The following is a 26197-nucleotide window of genomic DNA, read 5'->3' on the forward strand; positions in this document are numbered from 1 at the left end:
GTTATTGCCGTACCCTTCACATTCATGTTAATACACCTGTTGCTGTTCCTGTTTTACCGGCGGGAAAAAAGCAACCTTTATTTTTCCCTTTTTGCCGCTGTAATGGCCGTATGGGGAATCATCGAGCATGAATCGATTGCCAACCGCAATGCTGAACTGGGATTGTTGCTGCAAAGAATGATGGTTCCTTACGTTGCCCTGATGCCTGTTGCCGGCTTATTGTTTCTCTATTCTCTTTTCTACAAAAAAATACCGGTCCGGTTTTACATCATTTTCAGCGCGGCAACGGCATTAGCCATTGTATCATGGTTTTACCTGTTTGCCTGGGTTTCCCTTTTCCTGTTCGTCGTGTCGATTGCCGAAATGCTCAGGATTGTGGTAATGGCCATCCGTAAAAAAATGGATGGAGCATGGATCATCGGCATTGGGTTTGGTTCATTTTGTCTCAGCCTGTTAGTATTGCTTGTGGTAATGGTAACCGGAAATTTTTCAATTCAGTTTTGGTACACACTGCTGTATATAACAGGTTTGCTGCCGGTACTGCTGTCCATGTCCGTTTATCTCTCGCAGCGCATTGCCGGTACACAACGGACGCTCGAGTCGCAGATGCGAAAAACGATGGAGCTCGAAATAGAAAATGCCCGTAAGGAAGCGGAACTGCAGAAAGCGGCAGAACTGCAGGATGCCTACCATGCTTTGGAAAACGCTCACAGCACGCTGAAAGCGACACAGGCACAGCTTGTTCATGCGGAGAAGATGGCATCACTCGGTGAGCTCACCGCAGGCATTGCGCATGAAATTCAGAACCCGCTCAACTTCGTCAATAATTTTTCTGAAGTAAACAAAGAACTGATTGATGAAATGCAGCGGGAAATTGAACAGGGAAATTATGACGAAGCAAAAGTGATAGCCAATGACATTGCGGACAATGAACAAAAGATAATCCACCATGGCAAACGGGCTGATGCCATTGTGAAGGGAATGCTGCAACATTCACGCAGCAGCAATGGCGTTAAAGAATTAACCGACATCAATGCTCTGTGCGACGAATTCCTGCGCTTAAGCTATCATGGTTTAAGAGCAAAAGATAAGACCTTCAATGCTGTCATGAAAACTGATTTTGACCCGTCAGCCGGCAGTATCATCGTGAATCCGCAGGATTTCGGCAGGGTGATACTGAACCTCCTCACCAATGCTTTTTACGCTGTAAATGAGAAGAAGAAATCAGGCGCCGTGAACTATGAACCCACTGTTACGGTGAGTACCCGTAAGCAGGATGGCAAAACGGTGATTTCCGTTACGGATAACGGCAATGGCATACCACAGAAAATAATCGATAAGATTTTTCAACCCTTTTTCACCACCAAGCCATCCGGGCAGGGAACAGGCCTCGGCTTGTCCCTGTCATACGACATCATTACCAATGGCCATGGTGGTGAACTGAAGGTGGATACGAAAGAAAATGAGTTTACAAGGTTTACAATAACCTTGTAATTTTAAACATCACTAACACGTCGCGCATGCCTGTTACTTTATTACCGCTGCTGGTGAGCATGCTTCTTTCACAACGGCTCAGGAAATTTGCCTCGGTCAATAAAAAGAAAACGTGGGAGATCATTTTTACAGCGAACCTCTACTTTTCATCCATCCTTTTCGTAGCTCAGTTTCTTTTCGATTCAAGCCTGTATGTCAAGCTGGTCTGGGATATTTTACTCATCGCCATCATCACGTTCTGCCTCGTGCAAAAGGAACTGCGCCCGTTGCGGATGTTCGTATGGGCTTTTATACCCGTGGTGGCAGTAATGGTTGCCGGCCACCTGGTGGAAATCATCAGTAATGATTTTTATAATCAATGGATAACGTATTTCAACAACGTGCGATCGCTGATGCTGATCTGGATGGCCGCCATATTGTTCAGTCAGAACAGGATGCAAAAGGCGCAGGAGAAGGAACGGATCAAGCGGCACCAGGAAGATGAACTGAACAGGGCCATAGCAATACGGAAAGTGGAGCTGGAAGGATTGGTGGCTGAACGTACTGCAGAACTGACCGGTCAGAAAGAAGAGCTGCAAAAAACACTCACGGAACTGCGCAGCACGCAAAACCAGCTGATACAATCGGAAAAAATGGCATCGCTGGGTGAACTTACCGCCGGTATCGCCCATGAGATACAAAACCCATTAAACTTCGTGAATAACTTTTCGGAAGTAAGCAATGAGCTGCTTACCGAAATGAAAAATGAACTGGCCAATGGCCATACGAGTGAGGCGATAGCGCTGGCCGACGATGTCAGTCAGAATCTTGAAAAGATTATTCATCATGGCAGGCGCGCCGATGCCATTGTAAAAGGCATGCTGCAACATTCCCGCGCAAGCACCGGCAAGAAAGAGCTGACAGACATTAATGCACTGGCGGATGAGTACCTGCGGCTTGCTTACCATGGCCTGCGGGCAAAGGACAAATCATTTAATGCCACCCTGAAGACCGACTTCGATCCGTCGCTGGGCAAGATCAATATCATTCCGCAAGACATCGGCCGCGTGATTCTCAATATGCTGACTAATGCATTTTATGCCGTTATGGAAAAAAAGAAACTGCCGGGCAACACGCCTCAGGCGTCTTCCTTTGAGCCCATCGTGTCTGTTACTACGAGGAAGAACGGCAGCAATGCCGAGATCAGCATCAGTGATAATGGTAATGGCATACCACAACAGGTCATGGATAAAATATTTCAGCCCTTTTTCACTACGAAGCCAACAGGGCAGGGTACCGGCTTAGGGCTTTCGATCTCGTATGACATCATCACGAAAGGACACGGTGGAGAACTGAAAGTGCAAACAGAAGAAGGATCAGGCACTACCTTCACTATTGTTTTACCCATTTAAAAAAATAACAGCTGCATGAAAATCCTGGTGGTCGACGATGAGCATGACATACAACTTCTTTTCGAGCAGCGCTTCAGGAAAGAAATCCGGGAGCACCAGATGGAGTTCGCCTTCAGCTTCTCCGGGGAAGAAGCGCTTGATTATCTCCGGCAGCATCACCACGAGGCGGTGCTGATCCTTTCGGATATTAATATGCCCGGCATGAGCGGACTGGAATTGCTGAAACAGATCAAACAAAAGTATGCCACGCCACCACCTGTGGTGATGATCATTACCGCCTATGGTGATGAGGAAAACTACCGGCAGGCGATGAAACTGGGGGCTGATGATTTCCTCACGAAACCGTTAGACTTCACTGCACTAAAGCAAAAACTGAAATCCAGAATCCTATGACAAAAATACTGGTTGCAGATGATGAAGCGGACCTGGAAGTGCTCATCAAGCAGAAGTTCCGCCAGAAGATAAGAGAGAAAAAATATGAATTTGTTTTCGCCATCAACGGCAAAGATGCGCTGATAAAGATTCAGCAGCATCCTGATGTGTCGGTCATTCTGCTTGATATCAATATGCCTGAGATGGATGGGTTGACCTTGCTCTCGAGGCTCAGTGAAGATTGCCCGCTGATCAAAGCCGTGATGGTATCGGCGTATGGCGATATGGATAATATACGCACTGCCATGAACCGCGGCGCCTTTGACTTCGTGACCAAACCCGTGAATTTTGAAGACCTGGAACTGACCATGGAGAAAACCATTCAGCATGTGAATCAGATCAGGAAAACATTGGAGGCTATTAAAGAAAACAATATCCTCAAGATGTACGTGGATGAAAATGTGCTGAAGTTCATGGGCAGCATCGAGTACGAAGCATCGCTGATGGCGAATGAAACAGTGGAGGCCACCGTCGCATTCGTGGATATCTGCAGCTTCACTTCCATCAGTGAGAAAGAGACACCGGACGTAGTCGTGTCGCTGTTGAACCGTTACTTTGACCTGATGGCAAAAGAAATTATTGCACAGAATGGCATCATTGATAAATTTATCGGCGACTGTGTGATGGCGGTTTTTAAAGGTGCTTATCACCTCGACCGTGCGATCGATGCCTGTCTCTCCATTCGCGACAAGATAGAAGCACTGCCTGCAGCAGGTGATAACTTCTCCGCAAAAGTTTCTATTGGCATTAACAGCGGCGAAATGATCTCCGGCAATATCGGATCGGCTACTATCAAACGCCTGGATTATACGGTGATAGGTGATGCGGTAAATACGGCACAAAGACTGCAGTCAGCAGCCGGCGTCAGCCAGATCCTGATTAATGAAGCCTGCTATGAGAAAGTGAAACAGTCATTTAATTGCAGGCTGATTGGACCCGTGAAGCTTAAAAACAAATCACAGGCAGTGGTGGTGTATGAAGTCGTTAATTGAGCAGTGATATTGATTTGAAGGATGTAGGGTGAAAAGTGAATGGTGGATATTGAATATTGAATATTGAATATTGAATATTGAATATTGGATATTGATTATTGATTATTGGATATTGGATATTGGATATTGAATATTGGATATTGGATATTGAATATTGATTATTGATTATTGAATATTGAATATTGAACACTCAATATTCAACACTCAATAATCAATATTCAATACTCGCTACTCACTACTCACTAATCACTACTTTCAACACGGAATGCCTGCCTTCACCGGTAACCGAAACAAAATATAACCCTGCCGGAAAATCTGTGGTTTGCACTTTAAGCAACTCACCGCCGGCTTCTTCACTGAAGACTTTTCTTGCTTTCATATCAAATATTTCCACATGGCTGTTGGCGGGAAGGCCCTGTATGAATACATAACCGGCAGCGGGATTCGGATATACGGAAATGGCAACGGCCTCCGTCGCATCATCCACCACGCGCAACTGTGGATCGGCGAGGCGTGCCACATACAAATTTGATTTGTTCACTTTGATGGCATCAAAATACATGGCTGACCCGCCGATGCCGGCAATGCCGGCGAATTTCTTTTTCTGATAGATATCGAGGCAACTGACGGCATCATAATTTTTACCGCCGTTAACTGTTGCCCATTGCTCCGTGCCGTTATTGTTATATTTCACCAGTGCAATCTCATTGGATCCGGGATGGGCAGTAGTGGCGCTTACCGTTCCAAACGTTACTGTGGCGCCTGATGTAAATGCGATATAGGCGTCACCATCATTTGCTACCGCAAGATCATTTGCAAAATCACCGGTCGAAGCGCCGCCACCGGTTCGCAGCCATTGCATCACATAGTCAGCATTATACTTGGCAATAAATATTTCAGCGTTGCCCGGTGAAGTGACCGTTGTGCCGCTGATAGTGGCAGTAAATGGCGCGAAGCCGCCGAAATTACCCGCGAGATAAATATTTCCCGCCACATCGGCATCAATATTACAGATATAGCCATTGGGCAGATCACCTACATCGCTGGTATAAATAAAATTGCTTGACTCATCAAAACGTGAAACAAAATAATCGTTGAACGTACCGTAGATCGTGTAATCGCCAAACGTGGTGTATCCTTCGCCGAAATTGCCAAGCACATACGTATTGCCCAAACCATCAACAGCAATCCGGTTGCCGGATGAATTGCCCCCAAACTGGCTATTGGTCTGTCGTGCCCATGACAATGCACCGGTGCCTCCGTTATACTTTATCACGCACATATCATACACCGTTGCAGGTGAACCAAAATAATACACCCCCTGCACATTCATGGATCCGGCAAATTTGCCGGTTACGTAAGCATCACCGGCAGGGTTTACCGCCACATCATAAAAGAACTCTGATCCTGTTCCAATAGTGTGATCCCACCACTGCAGGTTTCCGCTGTTATTGATTTTCAGGATGAAGGCATCATTTTGACCTGTACAAGGCAAAGTATTTCCATCATATACGAGGTCTGCCTGGTAGTATCCGCATAAAAACACATTGCCCGCACCATCTGCTGCGATTCTCTGCACGGTTGAACTTTCATTGCTGCCGATTGTCTTCACCCAAAGCACAGCGCCACTCTTACTGGTCTTGGCCACAAAGCTGTTGTATTTGAATGGAGTGGTGGATGTGATATAGTTTCCGCCGACATAGTTATCACCATAAAAAGTTCCTGCAACAAACATGTTGCCGCTATTGTCAAAAGCAAATCCGTTGACGGATGAACAACAACTGATATTCTTGGCGGCAGCCCAAGTGTAAGATTGTGAGAATGCTGTTCCGGAGAATGACAGCAACAGCAAAATGATAGTGAAGGTCTTCATTTTTAGATTTGATTTTATTATCAATTGTGAAATTTAGTAAAAAATCCATGCGGCAAATATTTTACTTTCTTTATCGCAATTTGTCGCCGAACCGCTCATGGCAGCAACAATTGAATAATAACGTGCCTGCATTAAATAATCAGGCGCAATAGCTTATATTCAACATTTGAGAACGCTGATGGAACTGATGAAACGATTATTCCCATTCCTGATAATTTTCAGTTATTGTTTACCAGGGCATGCCATTTTCGCTCAGTCGGAAGTACCGCACTTTGAATACCTGACCATTTCAGAAGGACTGCCGCATAACACTGTTTATTGCATTGCGCAGGACAGAAACGGACTGATGTGGTTTGGTACACAGGATGGACTTGTTCGATTTGACGGATATACATGCCAGGTCATCAGGCAACAGGAACCGGATACTGCAGGCTTTCTCGGGAAAAGCATTCATTGCCTGCTGCAGGACAGCCATGGCAACTTATGGGCAGGCACACGCGGCAATGGCATCAATTTTCGCGACAACAGAACCGGTACATTTTTAAATCTTAAAAGTGAGCCGGCTCTGCAAACCATTTCCAAAAGCTGGATCAATACCTTATGCGAAGATCATTCCGGCTGTATATGGATCGGAACCATCGACAATGGTTTATTGATTTACGACCCAAAAACACATACATCAAGGCACTTCGATAAATCAAACAGCCAGTTAACTGATAATGCCATTTCAAAAATAATCATTGATAAGACTGGTAAAGTATGGATTGGCGCCAGCGGCAAAGGCATTTATTATTACGATGAAAAAAGCAATGATTTTGTAAAGTTGCATTCATCGGTCAGCGGCGATACGGATTTTGAAAGTTTCCGTAAGACAATGCATGCAGATGACAAAGGTCACTTATGGATTGGCACGGAAGGTTCTGGATTGTATCAGCTTGATCTTGCTTCCGACAAGCTGCAACGGTTTACGATGGAGAACGGGCTTGCTTCCAACAACATCATGGGTATTGCAGAAAACAAACAGGGCCATTTACTATTGGCGACCGATGGTGGCGGACTGAACATACTTGATCCGTCAACGCAGCAGTTTTCCATTTACAAAAGCAATCCGGGACAGAAATCATTAAACACAAATGCATTGTACAATGTATGTATCGACCGTGATCAAAATGTCTGGATTGGCACTTACAACGGCGGAGTGAACGTGAATAAAATCCACAAAACATGGTTTGAGACCATATCGCTCACCGGAATTAAAAGTGCGGAACCGACAACACAATCTGTGTTGAGCTTATGCGAATCAATAGATGGTTCCATCTTCATTGGCTCTGATGGCGGAGGCCTTTTTATACTGGATAAAAAAGACAAGGTAATGCAGGCCATACCCAACCATCCTGCGGGCTACGGCAACGTGGTGAAAACAATATTGGAAGACAGCCACAACCGGCTTTGGCTGGGATACTTCAATGACGGGCTTAGTTATTATGACCGTAAGTCGGGCACCTTCTGTCATTATCGTGCGAATGCCGCCGATACAATGAGTTTAAGCGGCAACAATGTATGGTCCATTACTGAAGGAGAGGATGGAAAGTTATGGATCGGAATTATTGGCGGAGGCGTGAATCTCTTCGACCCGGAAACCGGACTTTTTAAAAGATACCGCCATCATTCAAACGACACTTTCAGCATCACCAGCGATGACGTGATGACGGTGCTGGTTGACCGGCAATCGGAAGTCTGGATTGGAACGGCAACGGATGGACTTAATCTTCTCGATAAAAACACCGGGCATTTCAGGCACTTTGTACACGAACAGGCAAAAGACAAAAGTCTTTCGGCCAACGATATAAGATGCATTTTTCAGGACAGTAAAAACAGGATATGGGTGGGAACGGAAAGCGGAGGGCTTAACCTGTGGCAAGGCAAGAATGAGTTTGCGCACTTTACCATGGAAGACGGTTTGATTTCGAATGCGATCATGGGGATTGTGGAAGACAGCGACGGTTATCTATGGCTCAGTACGTTTAAAGGCATCACCCGCTTTGAGCCGGCAACAAAGAAGTGTCTGAATTTTGATTTTCATCATAATCCTTTTATCACCGCCAACCAATTTAACCAGGCGGCGATTTTAGCAGCTGCGAACCGTACCATTTATTTTGGTGGCATTAACGGATTAACATTTATTCATACTGATGATGTCCGGATCTACGAAACCAAACCATCCGTCGCCTTCACCGATTTCAGGATATTTAATAAATCGGTACCGGTCGGTCTGTTGGCTGATGGCCGCACCATCTTAAGCCAAAGCCTGCAGGAAGTTTCAGAGATTCATTTATCCTATTACGACAATGTATTCTCATTTGAATTTGCAGCGCTGGATTACACTGAACCGTTCAAGAGTCAATATGCTTTTAAAATGGACGGCTTTGACCGCGGCTGGCGCAACACGTCAAGCGATCAGCGGGTGGTGACTTATACCAATCTCGATCCCGGCACCTATTTTTTCAGGGTGAAAGGAACCAACAGCATAGGAATATGGAGTGATGAGAAAATCATGAAAGTAATTATCGCCCCGCCGTACTGGCAAACATGGTGGTTCAAGACTATCGTACTGTTGTTGATGGCTGCACTTGTATGGCTGGCACTCCGCATCTATACCACTCGGCGGGAAATGACTTTGAAACAAAAGGTATTGGAATCAGAACGGTCCATTCTTGCCCTTACAAATGAAAACCTCGTATCAGAACAGACCATTTTGCAACTCCAGAACGAAAAGCTGGAAGTGGAAATTAAGTCGAAGAGCGCTGAACTGATGTCCAACGCTGTGCAGGCCGCGCATAAAAATGAAATCCTGATCGGCGTGAAAGAAAAACTGGAAGAAATTCAAACTGCTTCAGACCAGGAGAAGGCCAGCCGGCTGATAAAAAGTCTGAAGTCAATGCTCAGTACTGAAATTGAAGGTGAAAAAAGCTGGGAACAATTCACTACCTATTTCGACCAGGTGAACCAGAACTTTATTACCGAATTGCTCAGGAAACATCCCTCCCTCACGCAAAATGATCTGCGAATGTGTGCTCTCACCAGGCTCAATATGAGCAACAAAGAAATGGCCGCTTTACTGAATATATCTGTTCAGGGCGTGGAGAAAAGCCGTTACAGGTTAAAGAAACACCTGGGACTGACCGCTGAAGATGATCTCGGAGCCTATTTAAGAGTCATCTGATTAGTCAAATAAGCTGTTTAAGAGTTCAATTCTGCACAAATATTTACTGCTTTCGCAAAAATTTCAAGCTGTCCAGCATTTGTCCGGCCACTCAATTAGGTTAAGGGTGCCTGTCTGATTTACATTCGCCTCAACCTTTTTACGTCCTTTTTGTTCATCATCTCTAAACTCAAAAACATGGAAAAAATCATTACAAAAGCTTTCCTGATTATTTGCTGCTTAAGCAGTTTCTCTTTGCAGATCGCCAGGGCGAGTGATCCCACTTCCTCTGCCCCAACCCCCACGCAGCCTGCGGCCAATGTCATCTCCCTTTTCAGCAATGCATACAGCAATGTCACTGTTGACACATGGTCTGCAGTCTGGGATGCTGCCGACCTCAGTAATTATGTAATCGGCACAAGTGATTCAGTAAAAAAGTACAGCAACCTTCAGTATTGTGGTATTGAATTCACCTCTCAGACTATTGATGCCACCAATATGACACATTTTCATACTGACCTGTGGACGCCTGATGCAAGCATCTTCAGAATCAAACTTGTTGATTTCGGTGCCGATGGCGCTTATGGTGGTGGAGATGATACCGAACAGGAACTCACTTTCGATGCCACTACTTCACCTGCCGTAACTACCAACAGCTGGATCAGTTTTGATATCCCGCTTTCCCTTTTTGCCGGCATGACTTCCAGGCAACATGTTGCACAACTGCTCTATGTTTCTGAAAGTAACACTGCCTTTATTGACAATGTTTACTTCCATAGTGGCGGAACCTCTGCACCAGAACCAACATCCTCTGCGCCTGCTCCCACAGCAATACAGTCCGACGTAATTTCCCTGTTCAGCAATGCTTATAACAATGTAACTGTGGATACCTGGTCAGCTTCCTGGGATGCTGCCGACCTCAGCAACTATGTGATCGGCACCAATGACTCTGTGAAAAAATACAGCAGCCTTGTGTTTTGTGGTATCGAATTCACTTCACAGACCATTGATGCTACCAACATGTCTTATTTCCATACTGACATCTGGACACCGGATGCCACCACCTTTGGTATGAAGTTGGTTGATTTCGGTGCCGATGGTGTTTTTGGCGGCGGAGATGATACCGAACAACAGCTGGATTTTAATGCAACCACCTCGCCGGCTATCGTTACCGGTAGCTGGATCAGTTTTGATATTCCGCTTTCACAGTTCACCGGTCTGGCATCACGGTCACACCTGGCACAATTAATTTATGTTGCCGGAGGCAGTACCGTTTATGTAGACAATGTATATTTCCATAAGCTGTCAACAGGTATCCAGGATATTCAGCCTGTCAGCAATCTTTTCAGTGCATACCCTACCGTGGCTGATGCCGGCATTAATATTCAGATGAATAATATTTCTTCGGCAAAGAAAACCACGCTTACCATGTCGAACATGCTGGGTCAGGTTGTTTACAATGGCACCATTGAACTTCAGCTTACAACTATTCCGGTGCATGCAATGCCGGCAGGGTTATACCAGGTTACAATCCTTTCGGGTAACCAGATACAGTCACAAAAAGTGATCGTACGCCATTAAGCTGCATACTTTAAGATTCCTTCATCATTGCTGAGCCTGAAGGGTGGGAAATTTTTCCCACCCTGATCAGGCCGGTTAAAGTAAGATAACCCACCATGATAAAATCATTGAAGCTCGGCATCATACTGCTCTTATGGCTGAGCAGTTCATTAGTAAAGGCACAAGGCACCATGGCTGTTACCGGCACAGTATCTGATGGAGCCGGCCCGCTGATCGGTGCAGTCATCGTAGAAAAAGGAACACAGAATGGAGTAGTCTCCGATGAAAATGGAGATTTTGCCATTAACGTGGCAGGCAAATCATCCATACTCCTATTTTCCTATGTCGGCCATAAAGACCAGGAAATAGCCGTAGGTAATCAGTCCACCATCAATGTTTCGCTGCAAAATGAAGACCTGCTTAATGAAATTGTAGTAGTGGGTTATGGTACGCAGAAGAAAAGTGTAACCACCGGCGCCATTTCAAAAGTGCGCGGCGATGATCTTGAAAGTATGCCCGTCATGCGCATTGAGCAATCGCTGCAGGGCAGAACCTCCGGTGTTTGGGTTACTTCCAGCTCCGGCTCACCCGGCGCTGCGGCTACGGTAAGGGTGCGCGGCACAACATCCATTAACGACTCCAATCCGCTCTATGTGGTAGACGGCGTACCGATTAATGGTGGCATTGACTACCTGAACCAGGGCGATATTGAAAGTATTGAGGTGCTGAAAGATGCAGCCTCTGCAGCAATTTATGGTGCAAGGTCGGCTAACGGCGTCATCCTGGTTACTACCAAAAAAGGCAAGAAAGACATGATGGAAGTGTCATTGAACAGTTATTATGGAATACAAAATCCAACAAAAAAACTCTCCCTGCTGAATGCTACGCAATATGCCATCCTCATGAATGAATCATCGGTAGCAGCAGGTGGCGATGTATTGTTTTCCAATCCTGATTCTCTAGGGGAAGGCACAGACTGGCAGGATGCAGTGTTTGAAAAAAATGCACCTGTTCAGAATCATGATCTCAGCATCTCGGCAGGATCAGGTAAATCATTGTATTATGGTTCCTTCAGCTATTTCGATCAGACCGGTATCGTATCCTCCAGCCAGTCCAGTTTTCAACGTTACTCCGTTAGGTTCAATGGCACACATAATATCAGTAAATACATCACGGTAGGGCATACGCTGGGATATACCCGTAATAACGGCCAGGGTGTTCCGGACAATACCGAATATGGTTCACCGCTCGGACGCGCCATCAACATCGATCCCATCACGCCGCTGATTGAAACAAGGCCCGATGTATTGAACAGCAATATATTTCAAAATTTTGCCGTGGTGCTCGATGATAACGGACAGCCCTATGGCATTTCTCCCTACGTAACATCGGAAATTGTAAATCCTGTTGCAGCCATTAAAGTGAACCAAAGCAATGGCTGGGGTGATAAGATTGCAGGAAATGTATTTCTTGAGTTGATGCCTTTCAAAGGATTCAAATACCGTAGCGCTTATGGTGTTGACTTTGCGTACTGGGGCGCCGAAAGCTTTTCACCCGTCTATTACCTGAATGCCTCCAACCGGCTCGATATTAACCGGTATGCCCGTTCACAAAACCGCGGTGTGTATTGGAACTGGGATAACACTATTTCTTACCAGAAAACATTCCTTGAAAAACACAACTTCAATTTCCTCGCCGGCATGGTGGCAGAACATAACCAGGGCGAAGGCCTCAGTGGTTCTGTGCAGGACATTCCCGCTGATGATATTTCAAATGCTTCACTGTTGTATGCCGTTTCCCCCGAAAATCAGGGCTTTGGCGGTTATGAATATGAAGGTGCACTGGTTTCCTACCTCGGCCGAATCACTTATGACTATGCAGGTAAATATCTTTTCTCTGCGCTTTTCAGGGTGGATGGATCACCCAAATTTGGCGAGAATTATCGCTATGGAACTTTTCCATCCGTATCCGCAGGATGGGTGGTTACAGAGGAAGAATTCTTAAAGTATAATGACTATATCAATTTCTTAAAGATCAGGGGCTCATGGGGCATAAACGGTAATGATAAGATCGGCGATTTTCGCTTTGTCTCCACCATTGGCGGCTTCCGCAATTATACTTTCGGTGTTGACGAATCACTCATCAACGGTTCCACACCTAATGCACTGGCCAATCCTGACCTTCGCTGGGAAGAGACGAAGCAGACCAATTTCGGTTTTGATGCAAGAATATTCAAAGACTTCACGCTGACCTTTGACTGGTTCATCAAAAAAACCAGCGGCATGTTGCTGGACATTGCAGTGCCGGGTTATGTAGGCAATGCCGGACCGGTTGGCAATATTGCATCGATGGAAAACAAAGGAATTGAATTTGAATTAGGCTACTCCAAAAAAATCGGGGAAGTGGCGCTGGATATAAGCGGTAACCTGTCGCACTTTACAAATGTTGTAACAGACCTTGGTCCTGACAAAGAATATATTGTCGGACAAACATTCAGTCCGCAGGCTTTGGAAATCACACGCACCTCAGTGGGTGAGCCATTTGGTTATTTTTTTGGTTATCAGACTGACGGCATCTTTCAGAACCAGGACGAAATCAACAGCTACGTGGGTAACGATGGCATGCTCCTTCAACCGGACGCAACGCCCGGCGACTTCAGGTTCGTTGATATCAATAGTGACGGCATTATTGATGCAGACGACCGTACAAAAATCGGTGACCCGGTTCCTGACTTAGTGTATGGGTTCACTGTTGGAGCAAGCTGGAAAGGCTTTGACATTCTTTTATTCGGACAAGGTGTAGCCGGTGTGCAGGTATTTGATGCCACCCGCAGGTTTGATCTGCAAATGGCCAACATGACGACTGATGCACTCGACCGCTGGACGGGAGAAGGCACTTCAGATGCCTATCCGCACCTGGTGATGAATGACCCTAACAAGAACTTCAGCAGTTCCTCTGATTTTTATGTGAAAGATGCATCCTTCTTCCGCATCCGCACCTTACAACTGGGTTATACCCTGCCACTGGAAATCACTTCAAAAGCCGGCATCAAAAAAGTACGGGTTTATATTTCAGGAAACAACATTGGCACCATCACAAAATATGATGGATTCGATCCTGAAATCGGCGGCAGCAGTTTTGGAGTGGACCGGGGCGTCTATCCACAGGCGACGTCGTTCCTCATCGGTGGTAATATCACATTTTAGTCTTTCTGCATTTGAAATCACTTCTAAAAAAGTTAGCAAAATGAAATATCTCAATAACAAAATCCTGATGTTCTCCCTGGTGATACTTTCGCTGATGTCTTGCAGCAAAAGTTTCCTGGAGCTGGAACCTATCGGCACACAGCTCGAATCCAATTTCTACCAGACGGATGAAGAGATTTTTGAAGGTGTTGTGGCAGTGTATGATGTAACACAATGGGGCGGCACCAATGGCTGGACCATGAAACTGGGATTACTCAACGCCGCCTCCGACGATTGCTATGCAGGAGGCAGCGATGCATCGGATCAGCCAAACTGGGTGGCCTGGGACAACTTCACGCTCGATCCGTTTCTCGGGCCCCAGCGTGGATTATGGAATAAAAATTACACAGGCATTTACCGCGCCAACCTGATACTGGAAAAAATGGAAAATCCTGATATCAAGGACCTGACACCGGAGAAAAAGGCGCGCTACATCGCCGAAGTGAAATTCCTGCGAGCTTATTTTTACTTCGACCAGGTGCGGCTGTTTGGCAACATTCCGCTCATCACAAAAACGCTGGGTGCGGATGAAATATATAATCAAAAGCAGACCACGCCGGCAGCTATTTATGCGCAGATTGAAGCCGACTTGCAGGCTGCAGTGAATGAATCGCAGCTTCCCGAAACAGTTTCTCCTGATGAACTCGGGCGCATCACCAAAGGCGCGGCTAAAGCCCTGCTCGGAAAAGTAATATTGTTTCAAAATGATAATGCAAGGATGGCAGAGGCGGCTGCTTTACTCGAAGATGTCATCACTTCCGGCATCTATGCGCTGGAATCCAACTATGCCGACATCTTCAAACCGGATAATAAATTCGGTGTTGAGTCTGTTTATGAAATTGTTCACTCCGATAATCAACATGGCGGCTACGAAAACTTTAACAATTTCACGGAAGGAAATTATAATGTTCAGTTTTTCGGTATCCGCGATTTTGTAGGACCTGATTATGCAAACGGTTGGAGCTTTTGCCCGATCACCGAAGACCTCGTTGATTTTATGAAAGATGATCCTCGTTTTGCCGCAACCATTATTGACGGCAACGCATTAAAAAATGCCGGTGCATCCTATACGGCAAGTTATCAGAATACGGATTACTTTATTAACAAGTATGCGCCGCTGCAGGAGTTTAAAGCCACGTCCGGTGAGCCTGCTCTCAACTGGGGATACAATATCAAAGAGATCCGGTTGGCGGATGTGATGCTGATGGCTGCAGAAGCTTTTGCCAGGTCGGGCGACGAAGGAAAAGCAAAATTCTACCTGAACCAGGTTCGAAACCGTGTTGGCTTGCCCGACAGGGTTTCCAGCGGTGCTGCATTACTCGATGATATTGCCACAGAACGCCGCCTCGAACTGGCCACAGAAGGGTTGCGCTTTTGGGATCTGATCAGGACCAATAAAGCAGTGACGGTTTTAGGACCACTTGGATTCCAGCCTAACAAGCATGAATATTTACCAATCCCCCAGCAGGAAATTGATATCTCGCAGGGAGCAATGGTTCAAAACCAGGGTTACTAAAGTGTTTCAATAAAACAACCTTTATTCATCACAACATTCATTTTCTAAAAATAATAAGACGTTGGTGACCATGAAAAAACTGATTTCCTGCAGCTTCCTGCTTGCAACCCTGCTCAACATGACCGCATGCAATAAAGAAAAAGTTACCGAATTGCCTGTTCCGCCAGCCGCTGCCTTTGACGTACAGACTACCAGTGATCCTAACAGGTTGTTATTGGTGGATCAGACACCGGGCGCTTTCCTGCATAAATGGGATCTGGGCAATGGTGAAAAAGCGGATTCATCCGTAGTGACCGCTTACTATCCTTACCAGGGAACATACACAGTTACATTACAGTCATTCAATGCCGGTGGCTTTGGAACTGCTTCCAAACAGGTAACGATTGACCAGGATGATCCCAATGCATGCTTTGGCAATCTCCAGTTGCTCACCTCCTGCAGCACCAAAACATGGGTACTTGAACCGGCGGCAGGCGCACTGAAAGTGGGGCCGGATGCAGACTTCACAACGGTATGGTATCAGACCGGCCTCTCTGATGTCGGCGTCCGCAGCTGCATGTTTAACGATGAGTACAGCTTCAGCTTAGACGGAACTTTTTCTTATGACAACAAAGGTGATTTTTGGGCCGACACTGATAACTCCGGCAATGTTACACCTGCAGATTTAGGATGCGCTCCTGGATGCCAGCCATCATCTGCATGGCCGCCTCAATACAGCGACTGGAACTCCAACATCAACAGTTTCGTCGTTAATGAAACGGAACTGACCCTCAGCGGGCCGGGTGTGTTTTTAGCGCTGTACAAAGTAGCCAACGGGATGGAAGTAACAACACCTCAGAGCAGCATCACCTATCAGATCAAAGAATTAACAGAAAGCAGACTCGTGGTGCTTATTAATTTTGGTCCTGGCTTCTGGCAATTCACTTTCGTTCCCAAATAGTATTTGCCGCAGGTAATTTTTCCAAACGCGGATAACAAAAATTAAATTAACCCGAAGATGAAAAACATGTTGCTCGTCCTTTCTTTGTTCATCTGCGCTTCTTGCGGCGACAAGAATACAGAGGCCCCACTCCCGACATTGCCTACCGTTTCTATTAACAGTGTCACGCTCTTCGAAGGAGATGCCGTCGCCACCTTTCCTTTTAAAATAAACTTAAGCAAGGCAACCGACAAAGATGTTACTGTAAATTTTATGACGAAAGACAATACCGCCTTAGCAGGAATAGATTACGAGATGCAGAATGGCAGCATAACGATTCCTGCCAACAGCACGGAAGCCACCATCAGTATTGTGGTGATTGGAGATACGGTGAAGCAGCCCGATAAACAATTTGACGTGGTACTGTCCGATCCTGTAAACGCCACACTTAATACAGATAAAGGAACCGGAACCATCCGTAACGATGACACTTATGTGTATGTGCCGCTTGACGGTTATATCACACCCGAAAGCTATGCGGGTTATGTCAGTCTCTGGAAAGATGAATTCAGCGGCACAGCCATTGATAATACAATCTGGGGTTACGACATCGGTAACAACGGATGGGGAAACAATGAGTCACAGTATTACACTAATAGCCCAAACAACTCATTTGTTTCCAATGGTAACCTGGTGATAGAAGCAAGAAAAGAAAATTACCAGGGCAGTGAATATACTTCAGCAAGGCTGCTTACAAAAAACAAGCAATCGTTCACATTTGGCAGAGTTGATATACGTGCCGTTCTACCCAAAGGGCAAGGCATCTGGCCTGCACTGTGGATGCTGGGTTCAAAGATTGATCAGACAGGATGGCCCAATTGCGGTGAGATTGATATCATGGAAATTATCGGAAGCCTGCCGGCTGAAGTTAACGGAACCATTCATTTCGGACCGCAGGGCGCTACACAAAGCACAAAGCTGACAGGCACCTACACATTGCCCTCAGGTGATTTCTCTGAAAAGTATCATGTGTTTTCACTGGTATGGTCAGAGGATAATATTCAGATACTGGTGGATGACATCTCCTACTTCCAGGCTACCAAGGCACAGGTTGGTGCCATTTATCCATTCAATGAACCCTTCTTTGTCATTTTCAACATTGCAGTCGGTGGCAACTGGCCTGGCTACCCGGATGCTACAACAATTTTCCCGCAGCAAATGCTGGTAGATTACATCAGAGTATTTCAGAAAATATAAGATACCTGTACATTATTTCATGACAGGGAATGATCGGGCTGTCCGTGCGTATGAAACGTGCTGATACGGGCGGCGCCTGAGCAATGTGCCGGCTGGTGTTTTCAAAAAGATGGTAATAAAATCACAACCGATGAATTATAAAAAATACACTTTGCATCCGGGTGGCTTGTTGCTCCTTTTAATATTGTGTTCAGGTCAGCGTACACCGGAAAATAAAAACCCGCTAACCGTTTCAGCAAAAGATGAGTTTATTGAATCGCTGCTTTCAAAAATGACATTGGAGGAAAAATGCGGCCAGTTAAATTTTGTTGTTGGCAGTATATTAACCGGTCCGGCCGCTACTGCTGATGTGAACGTGTCTGACTATGATGAAGCCATCCGCAAAGGAAGAATAACCGGCATATTCAATACCAACGGCGCTAAAAACATCCGTCATCTTCAGGAAGTGGCGGTGAAAGAATCGAGGCTTGGCATTCCATTACTCATCGGTGCCGACATCATTCATGGCTATAAAACGATTACTCCCATTCCGCTGGGCGAGGCGGCGAGCTGGGACCTTGCAGCCATCGAAAAGTCGGCCCGCGTTGCAGCCATTGAGGCCAGTGCTTCCGGCATCAACTGGACCTTTGCTCCCATGGCTGATATCACACATGATGCACGCTGGGGCCGTATTGCCGAGGGTGCAGGTGAAGATCCTTTTCTCGGCGGCCTGATTGCCGCCGCACGCGTAAAAGGTTTCCAGGGTAACCTGAAAGATGCGAATACAATTGCTGCTTGTATCAAACATTTTGCTGCCTATGGAGCGCCGGAAGGTGGCCGTGATTACAACACAGTTGATATGTCGGAAAGGCGGTTGCGCGAAACCTATCTGCCGCCCTACAAAGCGGGATTGCAGGCCGGTGCTGCTACCATCATGACTTCCTTCAATGAACTGGATGGAGTACCTGCATCAGGCAATCCATTCTTGTTAAAAGAAGTGCTGCGTAAGGAATGGAACTTTGAAGGCCTCGTGGTTTCTGACTGGCAGTCGATTGAAGAAATGATTTCACATGGAAATGTAGCCGACCGGAAAGAAGCTGGTAAACTGGCAATCAAAACAGGTGTGGATATGGACATGATGGCCGACATCTACATTAAGGAACTACCGGAACTGGTGAAGAACGGCAGTGTTGATATTGTGTTTGTCGATAACGCCGTGCGCCGCACACTGGCACTAAAGTATGACCTCGGATTGTTTGAAAATCCATATCAGTATGGCGATGAAAAAAGGGAAGCCACTGAAATTCTATCCAAGGAAAACCGGGCCGCTGCGCTTGACATTGCAAAAAAATCCATCGTGCTGCTGCAGAACTCATCCGGTATCCTGCCTTTGAACAAATCAGTTAAAAGCATTGCACTGATTGGTCCGCTGGCAGAAGATAAAGCCGAACAAAACGGCTGCTGGGCATTTTTTGGAGAAGCAAAAGATGTAGTATCAGTGGCTGAAGGCATAAAAGAAACAGCTGGTGCGAACAGCAAAGTCATGATTGCAAAAGGTTGCGACTTCTATAGCAGTGATACGAGCGGATTCCGTGAAGCAAGAAAAATTGCACAGCAGGCAGAGGTGATTATCCTTGCCGTTGGTGAGTCAGCGGTGATGAATGGCGAAGCCGGCAGCCGGTCAGATATCCGCCTTCCGGGCGTACAGGAACAACTCGTAAAGGCGATGATGGCTACGGGAAAACAAGTGATCGTATGTGTGTTTCATGGCCGGCCGCTCGACCTGAGCTTTTTAGAAGACAAGTCTCCGTCCGTGCTTGCCTGCTGGACACTCGGATCAGAAACAGGCCACGCCGTGGCAGCGGTGATTTTTGGAGATTACAATCCATCCGGAAGGTTACCGGTTTCATTTCCACGCAGCGTTGGCCAGGTGCCTGTTTACTATTACACCAAACAAACCGGCAGGCCTTATTCCGGAGCATACAATGAACCGGCTACTGAACGTGTCTACCGTTCAAAATACCGCGACGTGGAAAATTCACCGCTGTTTCCTTTTGGATATGGATTAAGCTATACCACTTTCAAATATGAAACGGTGGAAGTAGACCATTCAACAATAAACAGTGATGGTATTGTAACCGCTTCAGTGAAGGTCAGCAACACCGGAGGCCGCGATGGTGAAGAAGTGGTGCAACTGTATATCCGCGACTGGGTTGGCAGTACCACAAGGCCGGTGAGGGAGCTGAAAGGTTTTCAAAAAATAATGCTGAAAGCAGGAGAATCAAAAACCGTTTCCTTCACTATTAATAATGAAATGTTATCCTTTTACAGGCAGGATATGACGTGGGGTGCTGAACCGGGAAAATTCACTGTTTACATTGGAGAGAATTCCGCTACCAACAACGGGCATGATTTCTTTCTCCGGTAGGTATGTTGTATTTTTTCAAAGCCGGGCAATTGTAACAATCATATTTCCCTTCTTTCATTTTTACCAACTGACAATAAAAAACCCGGGCAGATAGATACCCGGATTTATTATTGCACGGTTGACAATCAGTCTTTCAACAGTTTAATATTTCCGGATCCTGATGTAGTGTTCATTCTCAGCAGGTAGATTCCTGTTGCGTATGCTGATGCATCAATGATTACTTCGCGGCTGCCCGGACTTACATTGTAAACCTCTTTACCCATTGCATCATAAATTGCTATTGAAGAAATTTTTTCACCGGAGGAAATGATCCAACTGCTATTGGAAGGATTAGGATAAACAACGATTCTTTCAGTTGCAGGATCATGAAGCCCAACCGGCGATTCACCAAATGCCACATCATCAAAATAATAAGTCTTTTCACCGGCCGCAGTGCCATCAGTTCCAAAATTAAAAAACAGAGAAGCCATATTGTAGTACCAGCCCATGCTCAGGCCCACACTGAGTAATTCAGTTCCTGGTGCCTGGTTAAGAAAATCAAAAACCAGTGTTTCCCAATTGGCCGTTACAGTGGTATTCACTTCAGTTTCGCAGGTGTGTGTCGGATCATTGGCATCCTCTACTTTCAGTCGAATCGGCGTACCGGCAGCCGGCGACCATACGCGAACGTTCATCTTACTGTCTATTAGTGTTAATGGAATATTGGTGGCGAAGCCTGCCGGTGTGCCAATGGTAGTGCCGGCCCATGTGGCAGCGCCTGCTGTTTTTATCACCTTCACCACTGTATTGCCGGCATTAACCGGATCCGCTGACAGTGCGGACACATTGCCTCCAAAATCTGTAGTGCTGTAATTGGTGGTGCTTCCTTCAAAGTTAACCGGTAAATCAATCTGCGCGCCGGTATACAGCTGTTGAATATCATCGAACAGAAAAACGGAGCCGGCTGAACCATTGCCTACATTGCCAAAGTCAAACATAAAAACCAGGTTGTTGTAAATCGCCGGCTGCCCAGAGAAATTCCACGACAAAGTTTCCCATTGATTCGCCACTGTTGTTGGTACATCAAACTCTGCTGAGCCGGTACCGTTCTCCAACTTCAATTTTACAATCGTTCCAACAGGAGCAGCGGTAAACACTTTCATCGTGATGATGCCGGCAGTTGAAAAATCAAGATTGTTATCCAGGATCAGCTTGCTGCCTGCCCAAACCTGACCTCCGTTACGGATGATTTGTGCAACAGTTGAACTGGTGTTACTACCCGAAGATTGAGGATTTGCAATGACGGTGGCAGTTCCACCATCAAAATTGATAAAGTCGGCTGTAGCGACGGCTGACTCAAAGTCGATGGGCAATGATTGTGCGCGGACAAATGATCCGGCAAACAGAAAAATAATCAGCGTAATTTTTTTCATGAACGATATTTAAATAATTACAAAATTGTCCATGTAAAATACGCATAGTATTCCAGCTTTGGCTTTATTAAATTCAGCATTTTGAACTGCAGGTTGATCGTCGCAATCAGATCAGCAAATTCCTGTATCAATCTGTCCGGTGAATCATAATTAGGAAGAGATATTATGAAAAAAACTGTTCAATAAAACATGAAAATCCCGCCGGACAGTATAACGCCCGGCGGGATTATGGTACACTAATGTTGTACAATCAGCTTCTGTATGTAAGAGGCATCGCCTGATCTCAAAACACACAGGTATATGCCATTGGGAAATTCAGTTGTATTAACATCAGCTTTATAATGAGGCGTTTCAAGCTGCTCGTCATGAAGCATCCATTGCATCACCCTTCCTGTTACATCGGTTACATACAAATCAAGCGGTTGCGTGTCATTCCAGTCAAACTCAATTGTTGTATTGTTGCCGGCCGGATTTGGATAGATGCTGACTACCCGGTCGGCGGCAGGTTCATTCAACGCAGCTGCATTATCATGATCCGTTTTGAGATCACCCGGATTATAATCGCTTTTCTCACAAGGATCAATCAAAGCGGTAAACAAGCTGCCGCTGAGTGCCGTGAATCCGGGATGGAACGAAATGATGCTACCGCTTTCCACGGTCACAACTGCTCCGGTATTGACCGTAGTATTGCAGTCGGATAAAAAATTATTAAACAGGATCGATGCATTGCGCACTTCTTCGGCGGCATCAATGGATGCTACGGTGGCATAAGTGCCGCACATGGAAGCAAGGTTATAGGCAGTGTAATGCGTAATACCGGCTGCCATAAACGCTTCTCCTACTGAAATCACCTGCTGCGAGCAGCTGCCAAATAAATCCTTAGCCGACTGAATCCATGCATTGCGTGCCGTGACATATCCATCATCGCCATCCAGGTAGCTCATCATTGCCTGCCATGCAATATCACGTGCATCGGACCATCCGATACCTGTTACGTTGTACTCCCAGCCCTGATCATTGGTGCCGCTTCCTCCTTCAGCCAGGAGATAGAAGATATGGTTCTGCACGCCGCTGTTGGTATGCACGCCGCCGTTATCAGCACTGCCACTCTCCCAGTTCACACCCAGGTAGGTATCCGGTTGTCCCTGTGACTTGGGATCGGAAAAAGAGCGCAGGCCGCCATCTGATTTATCACCGCCAACATTCCAGTCAATAGAACCTTCCACATAGTTCTCCACCATTTCACCAAAAATATCAGCAAATGATTCGTTCAGCGCTCCGGACTCATCTGAATAATCCAAAGCATCAAAATGCGCATACTCAATAACGCCATGCGTGTATTCATGCCCAACGATATCGACTGTGTTGAAGTCATCTGTAGTACCAGATGAACAATCCCATCCGGCGCCAAAATTCAGGTTGTCGATGATGTTGGTGAAGTTGGCATTATGACAGTGTTGCGTGCCATCCGTGTTGGTGTATTTCCGGTTACTGAAAACGTCAATCAATCCATCACTGCCATCAAAGCTCTCATGGCCGTGAACATTCAGGTAATAATTATATGCCTTCTTGGTTGACCATAAAGAAGTCATTGTCATCTTGCTGCTGCCCGTCGCTGTCCAATTGTTGTCGGCGTCACATTTGAAGTAATCATCACCGGTAAAAGAATCGGCAAACCAGCTTTTTATTTCCGTATCCGGATTACAATCGTCCCAGGAGAAATAGGCAATTTCCGTATCACCATCATAATCACAGGCAGCAACTGTGAATTTAGTCTGCACGGTTTGCGTGCCGTTGAAGGTGGTTTGCGCTGTACCGTTTGAACAAAACACATCCAGTGAGCGGGACCGGAGTAATGCACCGGATTCCGCATCGATGTAAACATACTTCGCTGTCCATGGCTTTTCGGCAAATACCGCCACACGATACGCCAGTACATAATTGTCCGCGGACTTTTCGCCTTTGGTATCCGCTTTCACAATCAGCAATTCGGCTTTCGGTTGCAACGTGGCATTGGGATCATTCTTTTTTATTTTATAATCTGCTTCGCTTACTGCGTTTTCCCAGAGATATCTTTCTGCCGGCACTGCTTTCAGGGCAGTTGCAACTGCGGTTGATGCGTCAATAGCAGGCTGCACATTCATATCAAGGTCAGCTATGAAATCGCCGTTGGCCAGGTAAGCCCTTCCCTTTTTTTCATGCACAAGCTGTTCCACCATTTCCACTCTCACGCCCTTATAATACTGCCCATAGCGGAAGTGAACATTGCCGGCCGGATCTGTATGTTCGTTCATGACGCGCATCTCATCAAGGTTGCTGCGCAATCCAATCAGGTCAGGCTGTTCATTGAAGATATTAGCGGCAGTGTAAGGTGCATCATCCCTGAATTCAATCCAGCCCTGCCTGCTGTCAGGATGCAGATAACGGCTGAATTTTTTGTTGAGTAAATCAGTGCGCTGCAATTGCTGCGCCCGGATGCCCTGCATCATCAGTAACAGGATGAAGCAGGTTGTCATAAGTGTCCTTTTCATGATCTTTTTTTTTATGTATGAAATGAAACACTCTTACTGTTGTTGCTTTAAGGCATCAATCTGATCCTGCAGCTGAATGATGTAGAGTGAAAGTTCTTCCACCTTTTGCATCATCTTCGTCTGCATCTCACCTACTGATAATCCCTGCTCTTTCATCTCATCAGCAGGCGGAATGCCGGGCAGGTGCTTGTTGGTGCTCACAAACTTTTTCAGTTCGCTGATGGATGGCATGGAATAGCCTTCATCAAAAACATAGTCAGGCCACGACTCCGATAGCTGTACTTTCAGCTCCTCACAAATAACCTTTCCATCTACACTCAACAAGTATCCGGTAGCAGGAACCGATGCACCAATCATCACGTTGCCTCCTGCATAACACATGGAGATGTCGCCGCCGTCATTGTTCAGATACAGTTTTGACACAGCGCCATTGTTGCGGGCCATAATTTCATTGTTGTCGATGGCGATATTGGAAGAAGCCATGCTGCCACTGATGATGTAACCGCCACCGGTTGGTTCAGCATCTTCACCATAATCAACATGCAACTGCGCCTGCGGATTGGTTACGCCAATACCAACATTGCCGGTGCAATAAACTTTTCCATAAAGAAATGCCGAATAGCTCCCGCTGTTGTTCTCGTCAACTACGGAGAACAGACCGTAGTTCGTTCCTGTGGTGCTGGGAATATTTACATACACACCAGTCTTTGTATTACTGCCGGAAGCGGACGGAATTGATATGTATTGCCCATACAAACTGCCGAGTCCCTGTATCGTTTTATAATCACCGTACAAGGTGCCTGACGCGCCGGAAGTCATTGAAGTATAATTGCCATAGTTTGTACCTGATCCAAGCAAATCCATGACGGTACGGTTACCATAACCTACACCTGTGCCATAATTCTGAATATCATTATAAATGCCATTCACCACACCGGAGGTTCCTGTAGTCTGCCACACCTGGTTATAAAATCCATATTTGGTTCCGGTGCTGGCTGTAGTTACAAAACTGTGGATACCTTCTGCCTGTCCGCTTGTACTGTACGCAGTTTCAATATTTAATCCCTTTGAAGTGGTGGTATTATGCAAATCCAGTTTGCCACGCGTGCCGGCGAATGCAGGTGAACCCGTCCAGAGATTCGTACCATTATCCTGCAGCACACCGGTTACCAGCGCCGACCCATTCCATTTGGGAACATAATTGGTCGTGTTGGTTCCTACCTGCGGATCTGTTTCTGCACCACCGCCACCACCGGCAGTAGATTGAATGGTACCATCAGCAAACTTAATATTGGTAACATAAGCATCTCTCCATTTGTAGACATCGCTGCCAAGGTCAATCGCTCCCGAAGCATTGGGTACCAATGAAAGATTGATGGCCGTTGCATTGAGGTTTGACAGGTCTTTCTTCAGCTGCAATACAGATTTCCAGCTGCTGCCGTCATAGTAATAAAAGCCGGGCTGACTGTTGGTTTGGTAAATAAGCAGGCCTTCTGTGGGCGCAGCAATTCCATCACGTTGCGTCTTTGTCATGCGCGGCAACAGCACACCTTTGGAGGTTGAGCTGATATCGAGCAATGAAGAACCATTCGGCGTTGTGGTTCCGATACCTGCTGCGCCGGATGAAGGAAATGTATTTTGCGCTGATGACTGTTGTATGGCTCCGCCTGTTAAGAACAGAACCAAAAGGATGATAATTTTTTTCATGATTGTTTTTTTTAGTGGTTGAATTAATTTTCGTCAAACATATCATGACGTGACAAGCCGTATCAAATCGGTTTTGTGAACGGATGCTTTGAATTAGTGAAAGGAAATTAAAATGGCAGGCCGCCCCTTTTCTTTGCAGCGCCTATTGGAGAAAACAAAGGCTTTTCTAACCGCTTAAAAAATATTCCGGTGATATGCCTTGGAAAATAGTAACCTGAATAAATATCCGGCAATGTAAATTTAATCAGTGAGCTGGCAG

At 46.0% G+C, this 26197-nt stretch carries 15 protein-coding genes; 11 read left to right on the forward strand and 4 right to left on the reverse strand.

The window, feature by feature from the left end; genetic code table 11:
* Positions 1 to 471: 471 nt before the first annotated feature.
* Genes K1X61_02090 through K1X61_02105 form a run of 4 tightly spaced genes read left to right on the forward strand, consistent with a single transcriptional unit; the run spans position 472 to position 4309 of the window.
* Complete coding sequence (locus K1X61_02090; GenBank protein MBX7107416.1) at positions 472 to 1494, forward strand: GHKL domain-containing protein; 1023 nt, start codon at positions 472 to 474, stop codon at positions 1492 to 1494.
* A gap of 26 nt (positions 1495 to 1520) precedes the next feature.
* Positions 1521 to 2885, forward strand: a complete 1365-nt coding sequence (locus tag K1X61_02095) for a hypothetical protein (protein MBX7107417.1) — start codon at positions 1521 to 1523, stop codon at positions 2883 to 2885.
* 15 nt (positions 2886 to 2900) lie between these two features.
* The gene (locus K1X61_02100) at positions 2901 to 3278 is read left to right on the forward strand and encodes a response regulator (protein MBX7107418.1); all 378 of its coding nucleotides are present in this window, start codon (positions 2901 to 2903) and stop codon (positions 3276 to 3278) included.
* Positions 3275 to 4309, forward strand: a complete 1035-nt coding sequence (locus tag K1X61_02105) for a response regulator (protein MBX7107419.1) — start codon at positions 3275 to 3277, stop codon at positions 4307 to 4309. Before K1X61_02100 ends, K1X61_02105 begins: the two co-directional genes overlap by 4 nt.
* 235 nt (positions 4310 to 4544) lie before the next feature.
* Here the strand turns inward: K1X61_02105 and K1X61_02110 are convergent, their stop codons facing one another.
* On the reverse strand, positions 4545 to 6182 hold the full coding sequence (locus K1X61_02110) for a T9SS type A sorting domain-containing protein (GenBank protein ID MBX7107420.1): 1638 nt from the start codon (positions 6180 to 6182) through the stop codon (positions 4545 to 4547).
* Positions 6183 to 6360: 178 nt separating this feature from the next.
* Between K1X61_02110 and K1X61_02115 the strand changes: the two genes are divergently transcribed.
* From K1X61_02115 to bglX, 7 genes are all read left to right on the forward strand, one after another.
* Positions 6361 to 9405 (forward strand): hypothetical protein, encoded by a 3045-nt coding sequence (locus K1X61_02115; GenBank protein ID MBX7107421.1) that lies wholly within the window; start codon positions 6361 to 6363, stop codon positions 9403 to 9405.
* A gap of 177 nt (positions 9406 to 9582) precedes the next feature.
* A complete protein-coding gene (locus tag K1X61_02120; protein ID MBX7107422.1) occupies positions 9583 to 10965 on the forward strand; it encodes a T9SS type A sorting domain-containing protein in 1383 nt (460 codons plus the stop codon).
* A 95-nt stretch (positions 10966 to 11060) separates the two neighbouring features.
* Entirely contained in the window at positions 11061 to 14150 is a 3090-nt protein-coding gene (locus K1X61_02125; protein MBX7107423.1) for a TonB-dependent receptor, read from the forward strand.
* A gap of 40 nt (positions 14151 to 14190) precedes the next feature.
* The gene (locus K1X61_02130; protein MBX7107424.1) at positions 14191 to 15705 is read left to right on the forward strand and encodes a RagB/SusD family nutrient uptake outer membrane protein; all 1515 of its coding nucleotides are present in this window, start codon (positions 14191 to 14193) and stop codon (positions 15703 to 15705) included.
* 70 nt (positions 15706 to 15775) lie between these two features.
* Positions 15776 to 16645, forward strand: a complete 870-nt coding sequence (locus tag K1X61_02135) for a PKD domain-containing protein (GenBank protein MBX7107425.1) — start codon at positions 15776 to 15778, stop codon at positions 16643 to 16645.
* Positions 16646 to 16702: 57 nt separating this feature from the next.
* On the forward strand, positions 16703 to 17881 hold the full coding sequence (locus tag K1X61_02140) for a family 16 glycosylhydrolase (GenBank protein ID MBX7107426.1): 1179 nt from the start codon (positions 16703 to 16705) through the stop codon (positions 17879 to 17881).
* 130 nt (positions 17882 to 18011) lie between these two features.
* A complete protein-coding gene (gene bglX / locus K1X61_02145; protein MBX7107427.1) occupies positions 18012 to 20288 on the forward strand; it encodes a beta-glucosidase BglX in 2277 nt (758 codons plus the stop codon).
* 125 nt (positions 20289 to 20413) lie between these two features.
* Here the strand turns inward: bglX and K1X61_02150 are convergent, their stop codons facing one another.
* The 3 genes from K1X61_02150 to K1X61_02160 form a co-directional block, all read right to left on the reverse strand.
* The gene (locus tag K1X61_02150; GenBank protein MBX7107428.1) at positions 20414 to 21700 is read right to left on the reverse strand and encodes a T9SS type A sorting domain-containing protein; all 1287 of its coding nucleotides are present in this window, start codon (positions 21698 to 21700) and stop codon (positions 20414 to 20416) included.
* A 236-nt stretch (positions 21701 to 21936) separates the two neighbouring features.
* Positions 21937 to 24231 carry a M4 family metallopeptidase gene (locus K1X61_02155; protein MBX7107429.1) on the reverse strand — a complete coding sequence of 765 codons (2295 nt, stop codon included), beginning with the start codon at positions 24229 to 24231 and terminating at the stop codon, positions 21937 to 21939.
* Between the two features lie 33 nt (positions 24232 to 24264).
* Positions 24265 to 25938: a hypothetical protein gene (locus K1X61_02160; protein MBX7107430.1), complete on the reverse strand. Its 1674-nt coding sequence runs from the start codon at positions 25936 to 25938 to the stop codon at positions 24265 to 24267.
* Positions 25939 to 26197: the final 259 nt, after the last annotated feature.

Source organism: Chitinophagales bacterium (genome assembly GCA_019694975.1).
Classification (GTDB): domain Bacteria; phylum Bacteroidota; class Bacteroidia; order Chitinophagales; family UBA10324; genus JACCZZ01.

Excerpts from the sequence above, each read along its gene's own strand:
- K1X61_02100 (MBX7107418.1), top strand. The coding sequence starts at position 2,901 with ATGAAAATCCTGGTGGTCGACGATGAGCATGACATACAACTTCTTTTC.
- K1X61_02150 (MBX7107428.1), bottom strand. The coding sequence starts at position 21,700 with ATGAAAAAAATTACGCTGATTATTTTTCTGTTTGCCGGATCATTTGTC.
- K1X61_02135 (MBX7107425.1), top strand. The coding sequence starts at position 15,776 with ATGAAAAAACTGATTTCCTGCAGCTTCCTGCTTGCAACCCTGCTCAAC.
- K1X61_02120 (MBX7107422.1), top strand. The coding sequence starts at position 9,583 with ATGGAAAAAATCATTACAAAAGCTTTCCTGATTATTTGCTGCTTAAGC.
- K1X61_02105 (MBX7107419.1), top strand. The coding sequence starts at position 3,275 with ATGACAAAAATACTGGTTGCAGATGATGAAGCGGACCTGGAAGTGCTC.
- K1X61_02130 (MBX7107424.1), top strand. The coding sequence starts at position 14,191 with ATGAAATATCTCAATAACAAAATCCTGATGTTCTCCCTGGTGATACTT.
- K1X61_02125 (MBX7107423.1), top strand. The coding sequence starts at position 11,061 with ATGATAAAATCATTGAAGCTCGGCATCATACTGCTCTTATGGCTGAGC.
- K1X61_02155 (MBX7107429.1), bottom strand. The coding sequence starts at position 24,231 with ATGAAAAGGACACTTATGACAACCTGCTTCATCCTGTTACTGATGATG.
- K1X61_02090 (MBX7107416.1), top strand. The coding sequence starts at position 472 with ATGGTAACCGGAAATTTTTCAATTCAGTTTTGGTACACACTGCTGTAT.
- K1X61_02095 (MBX7107417.1), top strand. The coding sequence starts at position 1,521 with ATGCCTGTTACTTTATTACCGCTGCTGGTGAGCATGCTTCTTTCACAA.
- K1X61_02160 (MBX7107430.1), bottom strand. The coding sequence starts at position 25,938 with ATGAAAAAAATTATCATCCTTTTGGTTCTGTTCTTAACAGGCGGAGCC.
- K1X61_02110 (MBX7107420.1), bottom strand. The coding sequence starts at position 6,182 with ATGAAGACCTTCACTATCATTTTGCTGTTGCTGTCATTCTCCGGAACA.
- K1X61_02115 (MBX7107421.1), top strand. The coding sequence starts at position 6,361 with ATGGAACTGATGAAACGATTATTCCCATTCCTGATAATTTTCAGTTAT.
- bglX (MBX7107427.1), top strand. The coding sequence starts at position 18,012 with ATGAATTATAAAAAATACACTTTGCATCCGGGTGGCTTGTTGCTCCTT.
- K1X61_02140 (MBX7107426.1), top strand. The coding sequence starts at position 16,703 with ATGAAAAACATGTTGCTCGTCCTTTCTTTGTTCATCTGCGCTTCTTGC.